Genomic DNA, 20,488 nt, shown 5'->3' on the forward strand with positions numbered 1-20,488 from the left:
TCGGAATTTGATCGAAGAGCGCCCTACCGGTGACCTTGTTCATGCCCCGCGTTCAAACTCGGCACGGCCGAGCTTGGTCATTCGGTTCAAGATGCTGACGCCGATTACGGCCTCGGTTCGTTGGTTGGCGAGGGTTCTGGCCTTCAGTTTTGGCCCGATGACGGTCTTCCAGCGGGACATCTGGGCCTCGATCCGGGAGCGCTGATTGTAACCGCTGGATATCTGCCAGCCCATCCTGCCTTGGGTTGCGATCGCGTCGATATGGCGGTCCCGCGACGTCGGGTTCTGTGCCGCGTCGGCGCTCGGGACGGCGTTCTTCGGTGGCGGGATGATGACTTCTACCTGGTCGCCAAACCGCGCTTCGACAAGATCGCTGACGGGCGCTGCATCATAGGCGCCGTCGGCAATGAGCCGGACGGCGGACGCGTCGATCTGGGCCAGAAGTTCCGGAAGCACCGTGGTATCGCCGATGCTTTCCTCCGTCAGATCGGCACAGAGAATCTCGCCGCTGAGAAGGTCGAGCCCAAGGTGAAGCTTGCGCCAGGAGCGGCGTTTCCGTTTGGTTTTGTGTTTTTCTTCGAGCCATTCGCCCGCGCCAAAGACTTTCAGCCCTGTGCTATCCACCACCAAATGCACAGGCTCATCGGTCGGCGGGCGGCTCTTGACGCCTGTCTTCAAGCCTACGCCTCGGCGCGACAAAGTCGAGAAACAAGGCGCCAGAATAGGGGCGCCAGTCAACCGCGCAAGACTGCGCACGATCCCTTGCGTCTGCCGCAGTGGCAGGCCGAACACGAACCGCAGGCTCAGGCAAATCTCGATCGCCAGGTCCGAATAGCGCGCCTGACCGCCCCGCGTCATGCGGCGCGGCGCCGACCACAAATCGGCAACGCCATCATCGAAACAGATAGTCAGATCCCCACGACGGCGAAGGGCCTCATTGTATTCCGCCCAGTTCGTAACCCGGTAGCGCTGTTTGGGGAACACATGGCGACGCAGGTCATTGAACTTGTGCGGCATTCGGGCAGTCCCGTCCGGTGGGGACCGCTTCTCTAAACGTCAAAGCCCGATCCCTGCAACAAGGTCCTCCGGACCCGCGTTTGAAGCATGTCGCCGTGCTTCACCAGACGGTGGTGGCCATTGTCGGCGACAACCACCCGATGGCCCGGAAGGACAAAATAAGCCTGGAGGAACTGGCAACACAGCCCCTGATCTTCCGCGCGCGAGGATCTTCGACGCAAAGGGTAATCGATCGGGCATTCGATCAGCTCGGCCTATCCCCAGAGCCCCTCTTGATAGCCGACACCCGCGATGCGGTTCTGGAGGCGGCAAATCTCAGAATCGGCATTGGCTTTATATGGGACAACGGCACCAGCCGCGTCGGGAATTTTGGTCAGGTCCCCATCAAACAAGTAACTCACCGGGCAACCGAGGTGGCATTCGCACTTCGCGACGAACGCAACGAGCTCGCTGACGTATTCTTGTCGATGGCGAAGCACTTGATGGAATCGAGAGGCAAGTCGCGGTCGCTTGCAATGACGCAAGCAGAAGGGCCGTTTTCTGTTTGATTGGCCCAAAGCATCAAGGACTGGTTCTGCGGGCAAAATGCTCGTAGGTGATTTGCTACGGATCGCTGTCGGACGATCTTTCCTCACCTATCCAATGGAAGCTGTCGGCGGTGATCTCGGTAAAACGCCATCGGGCTTTGAGGCCGCGCGTACTCGGCCCTGCCGATCTGGCGCTCGAAAATCGATCGCGGGCGTTCATGCCGTTGGGACCCGCATCTCAGAAAAGCGGCCTCAGGTGAGCGCCAGTTTCCGCTCCGCTGCGAAAGAGCTCAGTCCGAGCCAGCTGGGCATCGTTCGTTCGATTGCGGTGTCACCCACGACCGTAAGCCGGTGGTTTTCAGTTTCTGCGTGAATGGTCGTCAAACCGAGCCAGATGGCCGTCATGGTACGAAGATCGGTGGTCACATAGAGGTCGACCTCGAAACCGGGATCGATGGAGCAGACGTCGACCATCCCGTTCGCCTCCACGACCAGCCAATAGCTGCGCTTTTTCTCGGGTCGGTCAGTATAAGTGAATTGAACAACGGTGCGCTGGCGCGGCAGCGTGGCGACATTGATGCTCCGTCGCATATCCCACATTAGCAACTCGGGATCGACATTCTGCAGCGTGGGAGCGGTTTCGACCCAGCGCTGCCCCCAGAACCCCATGGCCTTGACGATCGGCTCAAGGTCCCGTCCGGCAGGCGTGAGGCGATATTCGTAGCCGCTGGCCTTGCCACCGCTAGCCATCCGTTGCACGACCCCGGCGAGCTCGAGGTCTTTCAGGCGTTTGGAGAGAAGCGCCGGTGACATGCGCGGAACACCACGTTTGAGATCGTTGAACCGCGTCGAACCGCAGACCAGTTCGCGCACCACAATCATGGTCCAGCGGCTGCAGAGCACCTCCGACGCCATAGCGACCGGGCAGAATTGCTTATAACTCCCGTCGGTCATCGGCCGCTCCTTGCCGGTCTTTCGACTGGAGTGTACCGCCAGTGAGCGCAGCCGACTAGTACAGATTCAGTAGCTTCTTTGCTTCAGCTCCTGAACTGGTCCATGAGGCCAAGATGGCGGACAACAGGGGTCACTCGATCCAGGAGTTCGAAATGTCCTTAGCTCAGACCATCAGCAGTCGAATATCGCCATCTGCGGTCACCGACTTGACGGAACACCTCTCCGGCATCTGTCACCTACCGGGGGACCCCGCTTATGAATCATGTTGTGCCATCTGGAACGGCATGATCGAAAAGCGGCCAGCGGTGGTGGTGCGGCCCGCCAGCGAGGCGGATGTTTCGGCCACGACCGCCTTTGCCAGGGACAATAGCCTGCCGCTCTGCGTGCGCGGTGGCGGGCACAATGTAGCGGGCGCCGCACTCAGCGACGGCGGCATCACCATCGACATGAGCCAGCGGCGCGCTGTCACCGTGGATACGCAGACCATGCTGGTGCGGGTCGAGGCCGGCGCCACATGGAAGGATGTGGACGCCGCGACGCAGCCGCATGGCATCGTCGTGCCCTCCGGCATCATCTCGGCCACCGGCGTTGCCGGGCTCGCTCTGGGCGGCGGTTTCGGCTGGACGTCGAGACGGTTCGGCTTCACCGCCGACAATATCGTGTCGGCCAGGGTGGTCACTGCCGACGGGAAGGCGCGCACCGCCAGCGCCACCGAGAATGCCGACCTCTATTGGGCGCTACGGGGCGGTGGCGTGAATTTCGCTGTGGTGACCGAGTTCACGTTCCGGGGCCATCGGCACGGTCCCGAAGTGCTGGCCGGCATGGTCGTCCACCCCTTCGCAGTGGCAAGGGAGGTCGTGGACTTCTATGCGCAGCTCTCTGCTGGCGCACCGGACGAACTGACCTGCCTCCTGGTGCTGCGCAAGGCGCCACCCGCGCCGTGGATTCCAGAGGCCTATCATGGGCAAATGATCGCTGGCATCGCCGCGCATTGGACCGGCAGGCCCGAAGAGGGCGCGGCGGCAATGCAGCGGCTCAAGGACTTCGGCAAGCCCGTGGCGGACACCATCGAGCCCAAGAGCTTCGTCAGCTTCCAGAGCTTTCTGGATGGTGGGCAACCGTTCGGACGCAGATACTACTGGAAGTCGGACGAGACCAAAGAAATCGGCGGCGGATTGGCAACGGAGCTATGTCGCGCCGCGGAAGCCATTAGCTCGCCGTTCTCGGCGATCCTCTGCATGCAAATGGGCGGCGCCCCGGCGCGCGTACCAATGGGCGACACGGCAGTCGGCATTAGAGAAGCGCAGTATGGCTTGGTTTTCCAGGGCGCCTGGACCGATCCTGCCGAGGACAATCAACACATCGCCTGGGCCCGGAACTCGGTGGCTGCGGTGCGGCCTTTCACCTCCGGCTCGAGCTACGTCAACTTCATCACTGCCGACGAGGGACCGGCGCGCGTGCCGGGCGCCTATGCCGACGAGACATTTCGGCGACTCCGCCAAATCAAGACCACTTTCGATCCGCAGAACATGTTCGGTAGCACCCTCAATATTCCACCAGCTATCTGATCATGACGTCGCAGGCACGCCGGCCGCCGGTGCGCGGACCAAAGTCGCGATCTACCAATCAGACGGACTTCACCTACTTCAAGATCATCGGCTGGGGCTGGATGTACCTGTCCACCGTGCTCGACGATTACTCCCGCTACATCATCGCCTGGAAGCTGTGCAGTACGATGCGGGCCGAGGACGTCACAGACACGCTGGACATGGCGCTCACTGCCTCAGGATGCGACCAGGCCCACGTGCATCACAAACCCCGGCTGCTCAGCGATAATGGCTCCAGCTACATCGCCGGCGAACTGGCCGACTATATCGAGGCCCAACGCATGAGCCATGTCCGGGGCGCTCCAATGCATCCCCAGACTGCCACAAGTGCCACAGCCATTGATTTCATTGAGTTATTCCGTGGAAGATACGCGACGTGTGGGACTGGCAAGTTCCACAACTTGCCCTTGGTCGGTACTCTATGGGTCATTCCTGGCTTCGATCTAGTCGTTCAAAAATAAGACCCGGCCACCCTTGCGGTCAAAATCCCGTGCCCCCTTTTAGGGCTACCGGAAATGGTGCCACCTATGGGCTTTTACCGGCGTCCCAGTCATGTTCCGGGAGAGCGTGGCGAAGATACTGGTTTCGAGGACAGGGCCTTCATAAGGTGTAAAACGCAGCGGGGCGTCACTCGTGATTCATGTTCCTTGGCTTGGGATCACTCTTACCGGGATTTGCCAGATCGTGGATTTCGCGGCCATATCCAGGGCCTTCGTCGTCGCGGGCTTGATCACGTACATATTCCCCACGTTTCTCGCCGCCCGGATAGCAACCGCCAGAGTTGCACCCCCTCACTTCCTGGCCCCAATTATTCGCGGGCTGATCGGGTTTGCCACTGTTTTGCGCTATCGCCGCTGTGGCAAGACCGCTCAACAATATCGCCATGCTGGTAACGAGAATTTTTTTCATCGATCTTCTCCCATTTCGGAGAAGTTTAAGCGACCGGCCAGCGGATTGCAGTTCCGCCGAAGTGTGATGGCGGTTCAACACTTTGGCTAAGCCGGGCCAGGCTTTGCGTATTTGGAAGGTGGCTCCCTGGGCACGGCTCGAACATGCGACCCGCCGGTTAACAGCCGACTGCTCTACCAACTGAGCTACCAGGGAATACGGAGCCGATGTAGCATGTGCTCGTCGACTCGCAACCGCGACTGGTCATGGTGGTTAATTCGACCCGCGAGCCTGATGGATGCTTGGCGCTATTGCACGAGCGTTATCGAACGCCCCACATACATGAGGCGGTTGCCGAGATCAGCCGAACAGTTCGATTTGACATAGGAATTGCCGGTCATCGTGATCGTGTCGCCGATGATACGGATGCAGTTCTGGTTCGTGACGCTGGCGTTACCGGTGTAGGTTATCGCTGCGGCGGGCGCATAAACATAGCCAGTCAGGCTCGAGCCCGACGTTCCGTTGACTTGGAGAGCGGCAGTGTTGTCACGAGCCTGATAAATTGTAATCCCGGCATAAGGACCACTGGGAGGTGGAGAAAGATCGGTGATCGCGTTGCCGTTTACTGTCAGCGTCGCGCCCTGCATGAGGAATATCGTCACCCCCTTTCCGGTCAACCTGCCATTGCCGTTGAAATTCAGTTGGCCGCCTTTGAAGATGTACACGCCGGCATTGAGCGTAACGTCGCCATTCAGGTTCTGATTGCAGAACGTGCCCTGCGACAGCGTAACGCTCTTGCCGTTAGGAACGTTGGCGCAGTTTCCGTATGCCGGCGGTGCTACATCTTCGAGAGGATCGAACGAAGGATATTGGTTGGTGCGAGGCTGACCGCACTGCAAGATAGTATTGGAGTTGAGGCCTACAGCACCGCCGGCAGAGATGGCGCATAGCGCGGACAACTGAGCGCTGCCGCCCCGGTAGAACGAATCCGTCGCATCGGAATTCGAGGTAATTACGCAGCCTGCCATGTCCACGGTCGTAGACCCCTGAAATTGCATGGCCTTTGAGGCGTGTGGATTGAGCGCGAGGACGCAAGCCTCCTGGCCCGCAGAGACCTTCGCAACCGACGCGCGATGAGCACGCCAAGTCATGCCTCCGACGAAACCCGGGTGCTTGATGTTGGACGAAACGGTAATTAGATGGTTGGCACCGGATCCGGATGCACTCGCATCAAAATTAGCCATAGTTTCGTCATCAGCATCATCATAGGTCAAATATGTGGGCTGAGTATCAAGAAGACTGAGGTTGGCCTCAAATATCTTATAGCCGAAATCTTGCAGTTCAATTTTGGTCATTCCATCAAAATATTCGGTACCGATGGCCAGGGCTGTCGCATCCAATGCCTGCTGTAGATTTTCTGCTTGATTGGTGGTGCTTGCAAGGTCAACGACGCCAGCAACAGCAGTCATGATAGGCACCATGGCAATGGCGGTGATGACGGTATAATTGCCTTGTTCAGACCTCCAGAACTTGCGCAGCATCACGGCCCCCAGGTGATCCGACTCAATATTACATCACGCGCGACTTAAGGACCGCTTGACCATAACGGTAGCATTTTAACAAAGCAGCCATTCAGACGCCGCAAGGAAGCCTATGAGGCGGTGCGCCCGGAGACGAAACACGGGGGAGATAGAGCATGTCGCCAACTTGGCGACTTGAGCGAGCCCGAACGCTTTACCGCTGATGCGGCCACCAACCCGACGGCTTCCGAGACTGGGAGCTACCCGCGCTCGGCACGCTGCCAGCCTATAGCGCGAGACTGGCTACCTCCTGAAACGCGAAAGGGCCGCCGAAGCGGCCCCTTTATTTTTAAGCCGCTTGGTTCTTATTGCCGAGCGTCCAATAGAGCGTTGATTTGGCTGATCTGGTCGTTCGTCAGTTCAGCAAGATTGAAATCTGCTGCCAGTTGGGCTTCCGCGTCGTCTAGAGCTTGATCTTGTGCGGCAGGGTCCTGAAAATCCAGGGCTGCTTCGCGGCTCTTTTCATAAGTGGCGATCTTGCCAACTGCAGATTTGGGGCTGGCATGCTCCCGCGCCGTCGCCGATGCATGAGCCGCATTCAATGCTCCCAGCGAACTGGCGTCAGAGTCATCCGCTGATACTGCAGCAGTCGTTTCGTGCGAGACGGATTTGCCATGCGCGTCAGCTGATTTGCCATGGTCGGAGGACGATTGACCGTGACTGGAGCCGCCATTCCCTCCATTGCCGTGCCCGCCGCCATTACCTCCACCATTACCGCCACCTTTGGCTTGGGCAGCGCTAGCCAAGCTAAAGCCATCGATTTGGCCTAGTGATGCACCGCCAGCTACCAGACCAAGGCAGGCCAATGCGGCGAGATGGGCTTTCAATTTCATCGGAGTTCTCCTGCAAGGCCCCCGCTAGATGAAATCGTGTCCTTTTGAGGCGGTTGTGTGGCAGTGCCGACCTGAAACGCAAAACCCGCCTCAGGGGCGGGTCACCGGCGCAATTCCGCACATGGATAACCTTGGCCCAGCCTCATCTCGCCGAGGGCCGCCTTCTGTGCGTTCTCGAGGACGGGTGCCTTCCCTATTCGGGCTACCACCTCTTCTATTGGAGCGCCCCGGACATGGCTCATGCTTTGGGCCTCGATATAGTCGGCCAGTGCGCCGGCGATGTAGCTGGGGCCACAGCACCTACGGAAGGAATGAGCGGAGGCGGCCGCGACAGCGGTGCGCGCAGCTTTTCGCTGCAGGCGCGCACCGGCCGAGGTGGCCATGGTCGATCTTCCAGCGCCTCAGGGCCGCCCCCGATATAACGGTCATACCAGCGATAGAAGGTCCGACGCGGGATCCCCAGCCGGTCCAGCGTTTTGCGGGTGGGCAGGTGCGACTGCTCGACGAGCCTGATGATCTCGAGCTTTTCGAATGCGGGATATCTCATTCTTGCCCGTCCCCATCCGCGATCATGCTTATGGAATGGCTCGCCCCTCCTTCCTGGCGCATCATTGCCCAGGATCAATCAAGCAAGAAGGAGCAGAGCAATGCAGATCGCAATTTTGGGTATCGACCTTGGAAAGAACAGTTGTAGCTTGGCCGGCTTCGATACCACTGGGCAAATTGTGATGCGTCGGCGCATGAGGCGCGAAGGCCTTATAAATTTGGCCTCGAGCCTGCCAGCTTGTGTTGTTGCAATGGAAGCCTGCGGTGGAGCTCATCATCTCGGGCGTCTGTTTCAGAAACAGGGTCATGAAGTTCGGCTGATGTCTCCAGAATATGTTCGGGTGTTGTCACGGTAACCGGCTCACTTCTGGGTGGAAATCAACACCGCAAGTCGGCAGGAAGTTCCAACCGCTGAAGCGTCACCTAGCGTTCCGCCGTTGAGCGGGAGTCATCCCTCGGTGTTGTCTGAGGGTGGCCGTCAAATGACTTTGGCTGGAAAAGCCGCTGAACACGGCCACTTCCGTGATCGTCAGCTTTCCTTCAAGCAATAGGCGTTCGGCGAAATCCAGACGCAAGTTCGTCAGGTATTGGTGAGGCGGCTGACTAAAGGTCCTGGTAAACGCTTTAATGAAGTGACGCGGTGACAACTCGCAAACTGAGGCCAGATCCGCCACCGACAGTTTGCTAGTGAAATTCTCGAACAGAAACTCCCTGATGCGATGGCTGTTCCGCGATGATAGCTCGCCGCGCGCGGGCTGAGGTTGACCGCTTGCGTCGGAATAGTTTCTCAGCAAGTGAATACCGAAAAGCGTAATAATCGAATCGACATAAAGCTCGCTCGCCTTCGCCCGCCGGGTCAGTTCAGTTCGCAGAAGCTTGGCAACGTGCAAGGCCCACAAATCGGCAGTGGTAGCCAGCGTCGGCCGAAGTTCGAAGCTTTTCCCATCATATTCGCGCTCGGCGAGGTCAACCAGGGCGGACGGCGTTATGACAACCGCAACGCTTTCCCTCCTCGAAGGCCAGATCGTCGCCGCTTCATTTCCGGCGGGCACGACGCCAAGCGCGCCTGCCGGTACGTCGAACTCCTGCATCGTGTTGTTGCCTATCGATGCTTGTACGTTTGGAGTTGGACTGAAAAAGACCGGTGCGTAGTGGCTTTCCGCAACGAACGAACGCGAGCCTGCGGACCGAACCGAATGAATTGCTCCGCCTCTTAGCGTGGCGGCGCAACGCCGGTCTTTGTCGGGGATGAAGCCAAGGACGTTGCGAGCGGCGGCGCTCTTCAATGCAGCCGCATGGCGGCGCTTGGCAGTTAGCTCATCCATGATGGGCCGACCACGGGAAATAATGCATTACGGGATGTTCAAACCTTGACATCCGACCACCGATACCCGCCCCCGGACATTATCTGAAGCAAGCGATCCGTCGTGTGCGGGATCACGATCGCAAATCTGTGTCGGTTGCAATAACTGCCAACTGCGCACTGAAAACACCCGGCACCTCCCTCCAGTCAAAATGCCCTCCAAATCAGGAGCCTCCGGGTGTCGTTCCGGGCTGCAAGATTCACGGGGAACCATCACAGGGAGCCGGCCGCACCTTGACCACAAGGTTTGGAATCTCGGCCATCAGCCGGCTCTTCAAAACAGGTCTCTTAGTGGCCCATGGCAAACGCCCAGCCGCCAAAATTCCTTACTTGGCGGGAACGGCTGAAAGCTCCGTCAGCCTCTGGAACGCCGATGAAAAGCCTTTGAGCGAAACATCGGTTTTCACCGGCTGGCCGGAATTGGCGGTCATCAATACGCTGGCCGTCTCTGCGCTTTCGAGTTTCTTGATCGTCTCTGCCGGGAGTTCAATCTCCGCCACACACCCGGCCGGCAGGCATGTCCGATAGGCTCCGCGCAAGATCTCCTCTTCGCCGATCTGAACACGAACGCCTTCCGACAGAAGTAGGCCAAACGGCAGCACCAATGTCACTTTCGCCTTCTTGTCGGCCATGCCGATGGCAAACGTCAGCACGCGCTGACGCGTCTTCTGTTGCAAAAGCTCCTGGCTCATCTGGCATGTGCGTTGCGTTTTCTCGCCTTGCTGTTGATTGGCGCATTGCACGGTCCAGGCGTCATAGGTCTCGGACAGAGATGTCGGTGCCTGCATATTGGTTTCTCCCTGGGCCATTGCGGTCGGTATCGCCAGCGCGGTGATCAATGCCGCTAGCAGATAACGCGTATGCTTGAGTTTCTTCATGTCGTGGTTTTCGCGTTTCGTTTTGAGGATTGGGAGATCGACGTGGGCCACGCTATTTCGTGCGTAGCCCACACATATCGATAATCAGGTTGCGATTGTGTGAGGAAGGTCGGCTACGACCCTTTCTTTCCTTGGAGACTACCAATGCACACGGAAGCCAACCGTGCCTCCTATCGCGTTGTTGTTGCCGATGTTCTCCAGGTTCGTGCTGACATTCGCCTCGCCAAAGACCGAGTATTTATCATCAGCCCAATTGATCGATCCACCGATGCCTAACCCCCCATGGAGCTGGCTATTGCCGCTGGAGAAACCGGTTCCGGCGACATCGACTACAGATCCGTCGCCGAAGTCGTAGTAGAGGTTGGCAATGCCGTAGACGTGCGCACGGCTGGTACTTCCATCCTGCTCCTGCCATTCGGTGTCATGATTGACGGCTAGACCCAAGCGCCCAATCAGGCTTTCGCTGGAGCCCAGGGAAACGCCAGCACCAAAGGCATCAGTGAAGTCATCAAAGTCCACCGAGGAATATGCAAGCTGGGCTTGCGGTGTCAGCGACCAGTTTTCGGAGAGCGTCAGACGCTGACCGGCCTCGATGCTGAAGCCATAGCCCATTCCGCCGTTGCCTTTTACAAGGCTACGCCCTGCCGTGGCCGAAAGAAGATCGCTGTCATACCAGGTGACTTGCGCCTGGCCGTCCATATAGAAGCCGTTTTCACCATACCAGGTGAGTGTCGCACCCACGCCATAGCCGGTGGTATCGATGACACCGATACCGTAGGGCGACCAGATGCTGGACGAGACGGTGCCGTATTGAGCGGTCACGCCGCCGACCAGCCGTCCGGCCTCGTTTTCCAGCAGGAGACCATCGATGCCAGCCTGGAACTTCCAGGTATTCGCATCGTAGCTGGCTCTGCTCGTTGAGCCGTCGGGACCAAGGTCAGCATGGGCTGCTTCGATGCGCGCCCAGATACCGCTTGCGTCTGTTTTTTTGTTGCCCTCAACCTGCTGCGTGACGCCAGCCTGTGGCGACCACACCCGATTTCCGACACGTTGCTGCAACGTACCGAGCTTGTTGAACTGCTGGAGCGAGCCGGCATAGCTTTCATAGATCGGCACGCCCGGCTGATAGAGCGGACCAGGATCCGCGGGATCGAGCAGCGCGGAACGGAGATACCAGTCGCCATCGGCCGGATCGGTAACACCGTTCTTTAAAAGCCGGTAGCCGTAGGCGCCGGCGACCACCGCCTGCTCGCCTTGGAACAGATAGTCGCCGTTGAGCGTGAATGCGCCGTTGGAAGCGCCGGCGACATCGATGATCTTGATACCTTCCACCGTCTGGGCGCCAAGTCCGCCGCGGTTGATGACATTGACGGTGGTGGCTCCAGACGTGTCGCCGTTCACTGCCAGAAGGTCGGTCGGGGAACTGTCATCGCCCAGCGTTGTCTCGATCTCGAGCAAGCCGCCATTGCCAGCATAGTTGCCTGCAACGGTCAGCGTGCCGATGCTGCTTCCCGGGCCCACTACGCCTGCATTGGTGATGCCACCGACCTGGCCATTCCCTTCAAGCCGGCCGCCGATTGCTACGTCGACATCTCCGCCGAGGAGACCATCGACCGCAAATGTGCCGTCAATCACCTGGCTGCTGCCCAGATAGCCACTGTTGTCAGCCGTGATGAGTAGCGTGCCCGCGCCATCCTTGGTCAGCGCACCGGTCCCCGAAAACAGGCCGTTCAAGGTGAGCGTCGTCGCCTCATCGGACAGGACCGTTCCATCGCCGGTGAAATTGATCGAGCGATCACTCGTCATGTCCGCCGTGGTGTGCAGCGTGCCGCCATCAAACGAAAGCCCGCCGGAAGCATCGCCGAGTGCGGTGTCCGCCGCAACCTGCAGTGATCCGCCATTGATGGCGGTGCCACCGGTATAGGTATTTGTTCCCGTCAACACGAGCGTGCCGAGATCGGTTTTGGCAAGTTCGCTCGCACCGGAAATCTCCGAGGCAATGGTCGCGGTGAAAGCACTGCCCGCGCCGGTGCCATCGCCGACGCGTATCGTCGCCTGGGCGCCGACCAATTCCAATCCGCCGCCTGTGATCGTGTAGCCGCCACTCGCGAACTGCATGCCGGACGCCGTGACCTGGCCAAGGCCGTTGTCGATCGTGACCGTCCCCGGCGCTCCCGCGAATATGGCGAAGCCGCCATTCTGGTAGGGCGCATTGAGTGCGCCTGCACTATCGGTCCAGTTATTGTTACCGCTGCCGCTTTGCCAGACACCGTCGCCACCATTGACGGCGCCATCGAATTTCGGACCTGCGTCGCCGTCCCAGAAGTTCAGGAACAGGCCACCGGTGTTGATCAGATTGACCTGATGGTCGATCGACGTCTGAACAATTGCGGCGCTTCCGGCCGGCATCGTCCCTATGTCGAGGCCATTGTCGATCAGGTTACCGCCATAGTTGAAGACGCGATAGATACCGACATCAAAACTGCCGCCAGCGGGTTCGGTGACGTTGATCGTACCATCGAGGGTCAAGTCACCTCCGACCTCGATCAGGTCGTTCAATGTTCCGCCGACCGCGTCGGCCTCACCGAACTCCATCGCCAATGTCGAATCGGCATCAAGTGTCATGCCACCTTTGACGGTGAGCGTGCCGACACCGTTGCTTCCCGGCGCGATCGTGCCGCCGACAACATCCACATCGCCCCCGACAATGCCGGTGCCGCCCAGCGTCGCCGCACCGACGCTCGTCAGACCAGAGGCCGCGGACTGGTCACCATTCACGAGCAGCGTACCGCCATTCACGGCGGTGCCGCCGGTGTAGGTGTTGTCGGCCGTGAGGATCAGGGTGCCGAGATCGGTCTTGACCAGTTGCGATGTGCCAGTGAGATCGGAATTGATAGTGGCTGTAAACGCCGCACCCGGACCGGTGCCGTCACCGACGCGGATGATCGACGAGCCACCGACCAGGTTCAAGACGCCGTCCTGGACCTGGTAACCATCGGCCGCGAACTGCATGCCGGAAACATTTATGTCACCGAGGCCATTATCGACCGACACCGTTCCCGCAGCGCCTATGAATACGGCGAAGGCCGCATCGGTAAAGGGTGCGTTGGCAACGCCGTTTTCGTCGGTCCAGTTGTCGTTGCCGACGCCGCCGGCATCGGCCTGCCAGACCCCGTTTCCGCCCTCGATCGTGCCGCTGTTCTTGCTGGCCATCGTCGCGCCGTCCCAATAGCGCAACGTCATGCCGGCGGTGTTGACCAGATTGACCTGGTGGTCGACCGATGTCTGGAGATAGAAGCCGGGCGAAGGAATCGTGCCGATGGTCAGGCCATTGTCCGTCAACGTTCCATCGTAACTGATCACACGATAAACGCCCGGGTCAAAGCTTGTGCCAGGCGTCGACTGGACGTTCAGGGTGCCGTCGAGCGCAAGATCGCCACCGACCTTGGTCAGATCGTTGAAGGCACCGCCGACAACGCCTGCCTGGCCGAAATTGTAGTTGAGCGTCGAGGCGCCATCCAGCGACAGCATGCCGTTGATCGTCAGCGTTCCGGGCGCAGCGCCGAGATCGCCCGGATTGACGATGCCGCCGGCCACGGTGACGTCGCCGCCGATTGTGCCGATACCGCCAAGCGTTGCGCCGGCAAAGACATTTGTGGTGCCCGTTGCCGCCGACTGATCGCCGTTGATGTAGAGGCCGCCCGAGTTGACCGTGGTTGTACCCACGTAGCTGTTGGCGCCCGCCAGGACCGTGGTGCCGGTACCGATCTGGCTGATCGCGCCGCTGCCGGAGATCACGCCGTCGAGGGTCAGCAAATCGGAGCGGTTGAACACAAGCGAGGTATTGTTCGTCACGTCGCCCGTGATCGAGCCGCTCGATCCGCCGTCTCCGAGTTGCAGGATACCGCTGGAAATCGTCGTGCCACCCGAATAATCGCTATCACCCGTCAGGACAGTCGTGCCGGCGCCGGCTTGCTCGACTGTTCCCGAGCCCGAGACCACGCCGCCAAAGGTGACATTATCCGAGCGGTCGAAGATGAGCGCACCATCGTTGGCGACATCACCGACGATGCTGCCGATCGTCCCGCCATCACCGATCTGCAGCGTGCCAGCCGAAATCGTCGTGCCGCCGGCGTAGGTATTGGTTGCTGTCAGGATGGTCTTGCCCGCCCCGGCCTGCTCGACCGTTCCCGCACCGGAAACCACGCCGCCAAAAGTGACATCATCCAAACGGTTGAAGATGAGCGCGCCGTCATTGGCGACATCGCCGACGATCGAGCCGGATGCCCCGCCATTGCCGAGTGGCAGCACGCCGTCGGTGATCGTGGTTCCGCCCGTATAGCTGTTGTTCGCCGTCAGGATCGTCGTACCGGACCCGGTCTGGTTGACCGCGCCGGCGCCCGAAATCGCCGCATCGAACAAATAGCCCGTATCAGTATGGTGGAAATTCACCCGGTTCGTGGCTGTGGCCATCGTTACACTGGTGGCCTCCAGGCTGCCCGCCGCGGTGGCCACAGCCCCTTCCGCGCCGCCAATGTTCAGCGCGGCATTTCCACCGGTGATCGCAAGCGTTCCGCTGCCGACCGAAACAGCACCATCGTTCGCGATGGTCAGCACACCGGTATGGCCCGAAGCCGCATTCAGCCTGAAGCCTGCAGTCGTTTCCAACCGCGATCCCGTGCCTGACACGAGGACATTGGTGTCGCCGCTAACGAGCGGCGTATATCCAATATCGGCACTGTCGGTGTGTACGACTCCGCCGTCCAGAACCGACATCGAGCCGTTCACGAGTGCAAGCGCCCCGCCGATATCCCAGGTGGAGCCAGTGCCTGAGACCGTTGCCGTTCCTTCCCCGCCGGCAAAGGCTCCGAACCAGACATCTCCACTATTCTGGATGTCGCCGCCCGCGGTAACGTTGACGATGCCTTCGCCGCGTTCGCCGATCCGCCAAATCGAAGAGCCCGAGGTGCCAGGGATGGTGGTGGTGTAGCTGGACCCCTCCCCGCTCACATTGAGCGTGCCTTGGCCGGTCGCCCCATTGCCAAGCCGAATCAACCCACCGGTCACGACACCGCCATCGGTGATGTTCAACGTGCCCGTTCCATTATCGCCGATGATGGAGGGGGCCGCGACCGTGCCGGTGATGTTCAGTTTCGAACCTGACCCGTCGACCGAGATCGTCCCGCTCTCGCCCAGATTGTTTCCGGCAAGAATCCGAAGGGTCGAGGTAATTTGTCCGCCATCGGCCAACCGCAATTCACCCGCATTGGCTGTGGTGTTGCCGGTATAGGTGTTGATGCCGGTAAGATTGGTTGTGCCGGCGCCGTCCTGCGTGACATCGCCGCTGCCCGATATCACGCCGGCGAAGGTCACATCGTCGGCGCGGTTGAACGCAAGCGTGCCATTGTCGACCACGTCGCCAACGATGCTGCCACTGGTTCCGCCGTCGCCAAGTTGCAGTGTACCGGCTGCGATCGTCGTGCCGCCAGTATAGCTATTAGCGCCGGTCAGGACCGTCGTTCCGGTGCCGACCTGCTGGAGCGCGCCCGTAGCGGAGATAACGCCTGCAAGCGCAACAGTATCCGAACGATCAATGGCGAGAAGGCCATTGTCGACGATGTCACCAACAATGCTGCCACTTGTGCCGCCATTGCCGAGTTGCAGCGTCCCCGCGGCAATCGTCGTACCGCCCGCGTAAGTGTTGGCGTTGGTCAGGAGGAGTGTGCCTGTGCCGTCCTTGGTGAGACCGCCGGCACCGCCAACGGCGCCGTCCAGGGTGAAGGTGGTGCCTGCATCGGTGAGCATCGTACCGGCGCCATCGAGGGTGATGGTGCGGCTACTGGCCAGATCGGCGGTCGTCTGCAACGTACCATTATTGATGCTGACGCCGCCTGCCGCATCGCCGAGATTGGCGTCGCTCGAAATGCTGAGCGAGCCGCCATTGATCGCGGTGCCGCCGGTGTAGCTGTTGGTGCCGGAGAGCACGAGCGTGCCGTCATCGGTCTTCACCAACTGGCTCGCGCCGGTGAGGTTGCTGGCGATGGTGGCGGTAAAGCCAGCGCCGAGCGCGGTGCCGTCGCCGACGCGGATCGTCGACTGCGGCCCGATCAGGCCGATATCGCCTCCGGTGATGAGATAGCCATCACTCGCGAACTGCATGCCCGAGGCGGAGACAGCGCCAAGGCCGTTGTCCACGGTCACCGTACCGCCGACACCCGCGAAGATCGCAAAACCGCCGTCGTCATAGCCGGCGTTGATGTTGCCGGTCGATTCGGTCCAGTTCTTGTTGCCGGTGCTGTTCTGCCAGGTGCCGTTGCCGCCATTGACGGCACCGTCATTTTTGGGTCCGACATCGCCATCCCAGAAGTTGAGCAACAGCCCGGCGGAGTTCACGAGGTTGACCTGACCAGCGGTCGAAGTCTGGACAACCACCTCACTGCCCCCCGGCATCGTGCCGAGCGTCAGCCCCCGGTCATCGAGCGCGCCACCGTAGTTGAACATGCGATAGATGCCGGCGCCGAAGGTACCGGTAGTGGGCACCGACACATTGACGATGCCGTCGAGCCTTAGATCGCCGCCGACATTCACCAGATCGTTCAGCGAGCCACCTGGGACGTCGGCCGCGCCGAACTGATAATCGAGCACGGACCCGCCCGCCAGAAACAGGCTACCGTTGATCGTGAGGGTGCCGATGCCGCCGGCGCTATCGCCGGGCGCCAGCGTACCGCCGCTATCAATCACTACATCGCCACCGATAATGCCGCTACCGCCTAGCGTGGCGCCCGGAGCAACGGAGGTGAAAACCCCGGCCGCCGCCGTTTGATCGCCGTTGATCAGCAGTGTGCCGGCGTTCACCGTCGTCGAACCGCCATAGCTGTTGTCGGCTGTCAGGGTGACAGTGCCCGTGCCGTTCTTGACTACCGATCCGGTACCCGAGATCAGACCATCGAATCCAATGTCATTGGAACGGCTGAACCACAGCGAGCCGTTATTGACGACATTGCCGACAATGCCGCCGCTGGCGCCGCCATTGGGACCGCTAATGCCGAGTTGCAGCACACCGCCGCTGATTGTTGTGCCGCCGGTATAAGTGTTATTGGCTGTCAGGATCGTCGTGCCGGCGCCGGCCTTTTCCACCGTGCCCGCGCCGGAAACGAGACCTGTGAAGGTCACGGCATCAGAACGATCGAAGACGAGTGCGCCGTCATTGGCGACGTCCCCGACGATGCTGCCGCTGGTGCCGCCATTGCCGAGCTGCAAGGTGCCATCGCTGATCGTGGTGCCGCCGCTATAGCTGTTGTCCGCCGTCAGTATCGTCGTGCCGGTGCCGATCTGCGACAGCGCGCCGGACCCCGAAACGACGCCCCCGAACGTATAGGTGTCGGACCGATTGAACGCCAGCAGGCCGTCATCGACGACATCACCGACAATGCTGCCGCTGGCGCCGCCATTACCGAGCTGCAAGGTGCCGTCGCTGATCGTCGTGCCGCCGGTATAGTCGCTGTCGCCGGTCAAGATCGTCGTGCCGGAGCCGGCCTGCTCGACATTGCCGACATTCGAGATCACGCCATCGTAAGTGTAGCTGTCAGAGCGGTCGAAGACGAGCGTGCCCAAGTTGATCGCGTCGCTGACGATCGATCCGGTGGTGCCGCCACCACCGATCTTGAGCGTGCCGTCATTGATGACGGTGTAGCCGGTATAGGTGTTGTTGCCGGTCAGCACCCATGTGCCGCCGTCGTTCTTGGCGAGGATGGTTGTTCCGGTTCCGGCGTCGCCAATCGAACCGGCGAGCGTGTTGTCGTCAGCATTGGTGCCGCCGAGCGCGATGGTGCGGTTCTGGTTGACGCCGGCAAGCGTCACGGGGCCGGTGTCGGTAAAGACGATCGCGCCCGAGCCCGAGGATTCGATAAAGGTCGTACCGGCCGAAAGCGTGAACAGCCGGTTGGTGGTGTCGCCTGTGCCGGTGTAGCGCAGCGTCGAATTGTTGCCGATCACCAGATTGGCCGCATTGGCGGAAGAGGCGCCAAGACTGCTCGCAAGTCCGCCATCGGCCAGCTTGTCGACGCCGAGCACACCGCCGCTGATGACGGTCCTGCCCGTATAGCTGCTGTCGGGATTGGTCAGAATCCAGGTGCCGGTGCCGGTCTTTGTGAGCGATGTCACGCCGGAGCCGTTGTTGGTGATCTCGGCTGCAAGGGTATTGTCGTCGGTGTTCGTGCCGGTCAGCGTCAGGGTCTGGACGGTATCGGTGCCGCTGAACGTAAGCGGCGCATTGCTGGTGAAATTGATCGCGCCGGAGCCCGAAGCGTCGAGCGCGTTGCCGCCGGACGCTCCCAGCGTGAACTGGCGGTTTGTGCTGCCGCCCGCTCCGATATAGCGCAGCGTGCCCCCATTGATGATGAGATTGCTGGCATCGGCGGTCGAAGCGCCGATCGAGCTGTCCGCGCCGCCGTCCTCAAGACATGAGACGGCAAGCACGCCGCCATTGATGGCCGTGCCGCCGGTATAGTCGCTGGCGCAACCGGAGAGCGTCTGCGTGCCGCCGCCGATCTTGGCGAGGGCACCCAGGCCGCTGATGGCTCCGGCGAAGTTTCCGTTGCCGCTGCCGAACGTCAGCGTGGCGGCGCCAAGCGTCACATTGCCGCCGAGTTCGCCGCCGCCGTTCAGGGAGCGCACGGTGTTGTCAAAACCGTCAAGATCAAGTGTCGCACCGGCCGTGTTCGCGAGCAAGAGCGCTCCAGATCCCAGGGCGTCGATCGAGCCGGCACGCAAAACGCCCCCGCTGATGATCGTGTCGCCCGTATTAGTATTGGTGCCGGACAAGAGCAGAACGCCGTCACCTTCTTTGCGCAATCGTCCTCCGCCCACGACCGCGCCCTCGAATTCAAGCACGGTAGCGGCATCATTCACGTTGATGTAGCCATCACCGCTCTGCAAGGTGAACCCGCGATCGATGCTGGTGCTGGCGCCGGTATAGGTCAATCTTCCGCCGGTGAAGGCCAGATTGGCGGAATCGGCGCTCGATGCGCCGATTCCGCTTGCTTCGCCGCCATCGTCGAGACAATCGACGCTCAACGTGCCGCCGCCGAGTGTTGTGACGCCGGTATAGGTGTTGTTGCAGCCGCTCATCACTTGCGTACCGCCGCCCACCTGAGTGAGGCCACCGGAGCCGCTGATCACGCCGCTAAAGGTACCGTTGGCGCCTCCGAGAGTCAGGGTGGCCGCCCCCAAACTGACGCTGCCGCCGCCGAGCGTGCCATCGCGGAGCGCGCCGACCCTGATGTCGAAGCCGCCAAGATCGAACGTCGCGGCCGTATTCACGGTCATGGCGGCGGTCTGGCTGCCGAACGCATGCGCGGAACCCGCACGCAGCGTACCGTCGTTCACCGTCGTGCCGCCGGTATAATCATTGATGCCGGTCAGAATCAGCGTACCGGCGCCTTCCTTATGGAGGCCCCCAGCACCTGTCGCCGTTCCGGACATCGTCAGCGTCGTGCCTGGGTCCGATACGCCGATGCCGCCGTCGCCCGCACCAAGCGTGAAGCTGCGGTCGCTGCTCGCGGTCGCGCCCAGATAATCCAGCGTTCCGCCGGCCAGCACGAGATTGGCGGCGTCTCTGCCAGATGATCCTATGCTGCTAACCTCGCCGCCATTCGCAAGCGTACTGACCGCCAGTGTGCCGTTACTAACCGTGGTGGCACCGATATAATCGTTGGAGCCATTCGCCAGTGTCAGCGTGCCCTCGCCTGTCTTGGCAAAGCCGGCATCGTCCGGACTCGTGACCAGGCCGCCAATGGTGAGATTGGTAGCGCTATTCGCGACCTCGATTGTTCGCGTCGAACCGCCGTTTACCAGCGTGAAGCCCCTGTCGGTCGTCGCCGTGATCCCGTTATAGCGCAGCGTGCCGCTCTCGAGAACGAGATTGGATGCGTCAGCCGTCGAAGCGCCGATGGCGCTGTCGGCGCCGCCGTCGGCGACCGAATTGAACGTCAACATACCGCCGCTCAGCGTCGTGGCGCCGGTATAGCTGTTAACGCCGGTCAAACTCACCAACCCGCTTCCACCCTTGGTGAAACCGGTAGCGCCGCCATTGTCGATGATCGTCGAGGCGATGGTGAAATTGCCCTCGCCGTTTTGCAGGATGCCGAGCGTACTGTTGCCCGTACCGCCGGTCAGCGAACCGCCGCTGATGGTCTGGTCGTTGGTACCCACCGACGATGCGACGATGATGGTGCCGTCGACGCCCAGCGTCTCGCCGGCGCCAATGGTCACCGTCGAGTCCGCTGCAGCGGTGT

10 protein-coding genes, 1 tRNA gene and 3 pseudogenes are annotated in these 20,488 nt (G+C 60.7%); 4 read left to right on the forward strand and 10 right to left on the reverse strand.

Going from position 1 to position 20,488, the window contains the following annotated elements; all coding sequences use genetic code 11:
* Window positions 1-39: 39 nt before the first annotated feature.
* Complete coding sequence (locus ACX3P1_RS19205) at window positions 40-1,017, reverse strand: IS5 family transposase (RefSeq protein ID WP_459081207.1); 978 nt, start codon at window positions 1,015-1,017, stop codon at window positions 40-42.
* Between the two features lie 17 nt (window positions 1,018-1,034).
* On the opposite strand from ACX3P1_RS19205, the gene ACX3P1_RS19210 reads away from it, so the two are divergent.
* On the forward strand, window positions 1,035-1,565 hold the full coding sequence (locus tag ACX3P1_RS19210; protein ID WP_459081208.1) for a LysR family transcriptional regulator substrate-binding protein: 531 nt from the start codon (window positions 1,035-1,037) through the stop codon (window positions 1,563-1,565).
* A 231-nt stretch (window positions 1,566-1,796) separates the two neighbouring features.
* Here ACX3P1_RS19210 and ACX3P1_RS19215 read toward each other — a convergent pair whose 3' ends face one another.
* Complete coding sequence (locus ACX3P1_RS19215) at window positions 1,797-2,498, reverse strand: winged helix-turn-helix transcriptional regulator (RefSeq protein ID WP_459081209.1); 702 nt, start codon at window positions 2,496-2,498, stop codon at window positions 1,797-1,799.
* A 284-nt stretch (window positions 2,499-2,782) separates the two neighbouring features.
* Between ACX3P1_RS19215 and ACX3P1_RS19220 the strand changes: the two genes are divergently transcribed.
* Together ACX3P1_RS19220 and ACX3P1_RS19225 are read left to right on the forward strand one after the other, a co-directional pair.
* Window positions 2,783-4,066, forward strand: a complete 1,284-nt coding sequence (locus ACX3P1_RS19220) for an FAD-binding oxidoreductase (RefSeq protein WP_459081210.1) — start codon at window positions 2,783-2,785, stop codon at window positions 4,064-4,066.
* 59 nt (window positions 4,067-4,125) lie between these two features.
* Window positions 4,126-4,425 (forward strand): annotated as a pseudogene (locus tag ACX3P1_RS19225) (transposase); the annotation flags it as partial.
* A 307-nt stretch (window positions 4,426-4,732) separates the two neighbouring features.
* Here the strand turns inward: ACX3P1_RS19225 and ACX3P1_RS19230 are convergent.
* The 5 genes and pseudogenes from ACX3P1_RS19230 to ACX3P1_RS19250 all read right to left on the reverse strand — a co-directional run.
* Complete coding sequence (locus ACX3P1_RS19230; protein WP_459081211.1) at window positions 4,733-5,014, reverse strand: hypothetical protein; 282 nt, start codon at window positions 5,012-5,014, stop codon at window positions 4,733-4,735.
* 119 nt (window positions 5,015-5,133) lie between these two features.
* Window positions 5,134-5,209: transfer RNA gene (locus ACX3P1_RS19235), tRNA-Asn, on the reverse strand.
* A 92-nt stretch (window positions 5,210-5,301) separates the two neighbouring features.
* The gene (locus tag ACX3P1_RS19240) at window positions 5,302-6,534 is read right to left on the reverse strand and encodes a TadE/TadG family type IV pilus assembly protein (RefSeq protein WP_459081212.1); all 1,233 of its coding nucleotides are present in this window, start codon (window positions 6,532-6,534) and stop codon (window positions 5,302-5,304) included.
* Between the two features lie 344 nt (window positions 6,535-6,878).
* On the reverse strand, window positions 6,879-7,406 hold the full coding sequence (locus ACX3P1_RS19245) for a Holotricin-3 precursor (protein WP_459081213.1): 528 nt from the start codon (window positions 7,404-7,406) through the stop codon (window positions 6,879-6,881).
* A gap of 238 nt (window positions 7,407-7,644) precedes the next feature.
* Window positions 7,645-7,983 (reverse strand): annotated as a pseudogene (locus tag ACX3P1_RS19250) (helix-turn-helix domain-containing protein); the annotation flags it as partial.
* A gap of 70 nt (window positions 7,984-8,053) precedes the next feature.
* Between ACX3P1_RS19250 and ACX3P1_RS19255 the strand changes: the two are divergent.
* Window positions 8,054-8,293, forward strand: a pseudogene (locus tag ACX3P1_RS19255) (IS110 family transposase); the annotation flags it as partial.
* A 78-nt stretch (window positions 8,294-8,371) separates the two neighbouring features.
* On the opposite strand, the gene ACX3P1_RS19260 reads toward ACX3P1_RS19255, so the two are convergent.
* From ACX3P1_RS19260 to ACX3P1_RS19270, 3 genes are all read right to left on the reverse strand, one after another.
* On the reverse strand, window positions 8,372-9,277 hold the full coding sequence (locus ACX3P1_RS19260; RefSeq protein WP_459081214.1) for a helix-turn-helix domain-containing protein: 906 nt from the start codon (window positions 9,275-9,277) through the stop codon (window positions 8,372-8,374).
* Window positions 9,278-9,641: 364 nt separating this feature from the next.
* Window positions 9,642-10,244, reverse strand: coding sequence for an invasion associated locus B family protein (locus ACX3P1_RS19265; RefSeq protein ID WP_459081215.1), 603 nt, complete (start codon window positions 10,242-10,244; stop codon window positions 9,642-9,644).
* An 87-nt stretch (window positions 10,245-10,331) separates the two neighbouring features.
* On the reverse strand, window positions 10,332-20,465 hold the full coding sequence (locus ACX3P1_RS19270) for an autotransporter-associated beta strand repeat-containing protein (protein WP_459081216.1): 10,134 nt from the start codon (window positions 20,463-20,465) through the stop codon (window positions 10,332-10,334).
* Window positions 20,466-20,488 lie beyond the last annotated feature (23 nt).

This window comes from Mesorhizobium sp. A623 (genome assembly GCF_054489405.1).

Excerpts from the sequence above, each read along its gene's own strand:
- ACX3P1_RS19245 (WP_459081213.1), bottom strand. The coding sequence starts at position 7,406 with ATGAAATTGAAAGCCCATCTCGCCGCATTGGCCTGCCTTGGTCTGGTA.
- ACX3P1_RS19230 (WP_459081211.1), bottom strand. The coding sequence starts at position 5,014 with ATGAAAAAAATTCTCGTTACCAGCATGGCGATATTGTTGAGCGGTCTT.
- ACX3P1_RS19205 (WP_459081207.1), bottom strand. The coding sequence starts at position 1,017 with ATGCCGCACAAGTTCAATGACCTGCGTCGCCATGTGTTCCCCAAACAG.
- ACX3P1_RS19240 (WP_459081212.1), bottom strand. The coding sequence starts at position 6,534 with ATGCTGCGCAAGTTCTGGAGGTCTGAACAAGGCAATTATACCGTCATC.
- ACX3P1_RS19260 (WP_459081214.1), bottom strand. The coding sequence starts at position 9,277 with ATGGATGAGCTAACTGCCAAGCGCCGCCATGCGGCTGCATTGAAGAGC.
- ACX3P1_RS19220 (WP_459081210.1), top strand. The coding sequence starts at position 2,783 with ATGATCGAAAAGCGGCCAGCGGTGGTGGTGCGGCCCGCCAGCGAGGCG.
- ACX3P1_RS19215 (WP_459081209.1), bottom strand. The coding sequence starts at position 2,498 with ATGACCGACGGGAGTTATAAGCAATTCTGCCCGGTCGCTATGGCGTCG.